Origin of the sequence: Collinsella aerofaciens, assembly GCF_040910265.1 — a bacterium.
Lineage (GTDB): Bacteria > Actinomycetota > Coriobacteriia > Coriobacteriales > Coriobacteriaceae > Collinsella > Collinsella aerofaciens_BK.
Genome location: NZ_JBDGAW010000038.1, coordinates 1 through 2,870, shown reverse-complemented (window position 1 = coordinate 2,870; position 2,870 = coordinate 1). Strand labels below are relative to the sequence as shown.

Annotated in this window: 3 protein-coding genes; all 3 read right to left on the bottom strand. The window is 61.0% G+C overall.

The features are described 5' to 3' along the window. On the bottom strand, positions 1–981 hold a 981-nt coding region (locus AB5Z14_RS10125; RefSeq protein WP_368131297.1), incomplete at its 3' end, for a radical SAM protein. Positions 982–991: 10 nt separating this feature from the next. After that, positions 992–1,921 (bottom strand): YcjF family protein, encoded by a 930-nt coding sequence (locus tag AB5Z14_RS10120; protein ID WP_368131296.1) that lies wholly within the window; start codon positions 1,919–1,921, stop codon positions 992–994. An 18-nt stretch (positions 1,922–1,939) separates the two neighbouring features. Then, positions 1,940–2,870, bottom strand: a 931-nt coding sequence (locus AB5Z14_RS10115; RefSeq protein WP_368131295.1) for an FtsW/RodA/SpoVE family cell cycle protein, incomplete at its 5' end; no start/stop codon positions are given.

Here is a 2,870-nt window from a genome sequence, read left to right as displayed (position 1 = left end):
GATGCAGGAGTGGTCGGTCGTGGAGAGCGAGGTCAGCGACACCTCGTCATAGCCGGTCTTTTCCAGACCCTGAATCACCGACGAGACGATCTGGTCGGCCGAGCGCTCGCGCACCGGACGATACGTCATGCCAGCCTGGCAAAAACGACAGCCGCGGGCGCAGCCGCGCAGGATCTCGATAGACAGGCGGTCGTGGACAAGCTGCGCATAGGGCACGCACGACTGCGACAGCGGATTCGTGGCGCCGAAATCCTCGACGACGCGCTTGTAGACCACGGTCGGCGCATCCTTGCCCTCACGCGGCACGGTGTAGCCATGCGGCGAGCAGGGCTCGTCGTGACGAACCTCATAGAGCGACGGCACGTAGTTGCCGGCAATGGATGCAAGCTGCTCGACAATCTGCGCGCGCGGGACTCCTTCGTCACGCAGGCGGCGATGCAGCTGGCAGGTCTCGAGCAGCGACTCCTCGCCCTCGCCGATGAGGATAACATCGAAGAAGGCCGCATACGGCTCGGGGTTGTACACCGAGGGGCCGCCGGCGATGATGATGGGGTCGTCTTCGCCTCGGTCGGCCGCCAACAGTGGAATGTCAGCGAGGTCGAGTGCCTCGAGAAAGTTCGTCACCGCCATCTCGTGCGGCACATGCAGACCGACGATATCAAACGAAGCGACCGGCGCTGCACCCTCGAGCGAGAGCAGCGGAATGCCCGCCTCGCGCATGGCGTCACCCATATCGGGCCACGGCACATAGCCACGCTCGCAGGAGATGCCCTCGGCCTGGTTAAGGATGTTGTAGAGGATGGCGATACCCTGGTTGGGCAGACCGACCTCGTACACATCCGGATAGATCAGGCAGCAACGGTAGTCGGCATCGGCCTTGGAAAGCGTACCCCACTCGTGATCGATATAGCGACTCGGCTTCTCGACCTTGGCGAGCAACGGCTCAATTAAATGAAAACAGTCTTGGTATGCAACGCGCAACGGAAAACCCCTAAGCAGCGAGATCTGATGCGTCTTGGTAGGACGCCATAGGACGGGTAGCGCCCGCGACCGTGGTCACCAGATCGCGAACGCGGGAGAACGTGGCAGTGACCACCTCGTTGACACGGCTGTAATCGACATCGCGCTCGTAAAGCGAAACGAGCGCACGGCCCATGCCATAGGTGCCCGCGGCAGCAGTGAGCGCCTTGACGGCAAACTCAATATGCGGCGTCTGTTTGACGAGCGCGCGGGTGACCGCGCGGATCACAAGACCGCCGGCAAGCACGCCAGCGACCTCGTAGCCGCGCTCAGGCTTAATGCCGCGTCCAAAGACGGCAGCGAGCTCAAAGAGCATGCCCACCTGCGCCAGCGCCATAACGGGATAATCGGCGCCCGGCAAAAACGCCAGCGCACCGGTCGCCATATTGGTGAGCGCGCACGAGGTGACGATACGATTGGCCGCCGCGATGCGCATGAAGACAAAGTTCGCCGCAAAAGCCGTTTCCTTGTCGGTGCGATCGAGAATCCAGCGGGCAAGCGTCTCGAGCAGATACGTCTTATCGGTTGCCGCCACCACGCCGAGCATGGGCGTGGACTCCTCGATAAACGGCACCTCCACAGCAGACTCGGCAAGCACGCACACGGGCGCGCCGGCGATCACGAGCTCCTGCACGGCACTCTCCAAGCGGTCGGAACCACACGAGAGCACCAGCACCACATCGGTATCGGTCTTTGGAGCAATTCGCTCCTCCCCCAGACGCTCGACGCGCACAATGCCCGATGTCGTCTGCGGCACAAAGGCGTCACGCACCGTCTCGGCCAGAAAGCGCGAGGTGGACGAATCCAGATAGACCGAAACGCGCACCGGCGTATCGGAGTCCTTCTTAACAGACGCGCCCATTTTAAAAGCGCGGGTAAGCTTGTCCACGGGAATCTTCATAGCAAACCCCTCCAGCGGTTACGCGGCGCCCGAACGATGCCGCCATATGGATTGTACGATACCCACCGTCAGCAACTGAATCATCATCGACGACGAACCGAAGCTAATGAACGGCAGCGGAATACCGGTAATCGGCATCATGCCAATGCACATGCCGATATTCTCGAAGGTCTGAAATGCCCACATACCGACGATACCCACGCACGACAGGCGCAGGAACAGCGACTCGCACTTAAAGGCGACGCGAATCGTCGAGAGGATCAGCAGCACATACAGGCACAGAAGCAGAAAAGACCCGCAAAAGCCAAAGGTCTCGGAGAGGAAGGCGAAGACAAAGTCGGTGTGGAACTCGGGCAGAAAGCCGCCGGCAGACTGCGTCGCATGGCCCAAGCCCTTACCGAAAAAGCCACCCGAGCCAACGGCGATAAGCGACTGCTGCAGGTTGTAGGCATCGTCCGAATCGGCGTTGTCGGGGTCGATAAAGACCGTCAAGCGGTTCATCTGGTACTGCTTGATGAGCACGTCGTGGCCGAGCAGCGAATCGAAGACCGAGTCGAGCGCCAAGATAAGCGCCACCAAGCCCACCAACAGAGCCAGGGTGGACAGCACCCATTCGCGGCGCGCACCGCTCATGCAAATGACGATGGCGCCCGAGACCAGCACGACCAGGCCCGAGCCCAGGTCGCCCATGGCGACAACGGCCAAAAACGGGATGGACAGCATGCCGCAGAGCTTAACGTAGTCGCGAACGGTATCGATGCGCCCGTTGTACTGCGAGCCAAGCGTGGCGATGAAGAAGATGGTGATGAGCTTGGCAAGCTCAACCGGCTGGAAGGTCAGACCGATACCGGGGATCTTGATCCAGCCCGTCATACCTAGGCCGCCCGTATAGGAAAGACCGGGAATCTTGGGCGAGAAGATCACGATCAGGTCGATGACGAGCAGCGCC

Coding starts and splice junctions, on each gene's coding strand:
- AB5Z14_RS10120 (WP_368131296.1), bottom strand. CDS start 1,921: ATGAAGATTCCCGTGGACAAGCTTACCCGCGCTTTTAAAATGGGCGCG.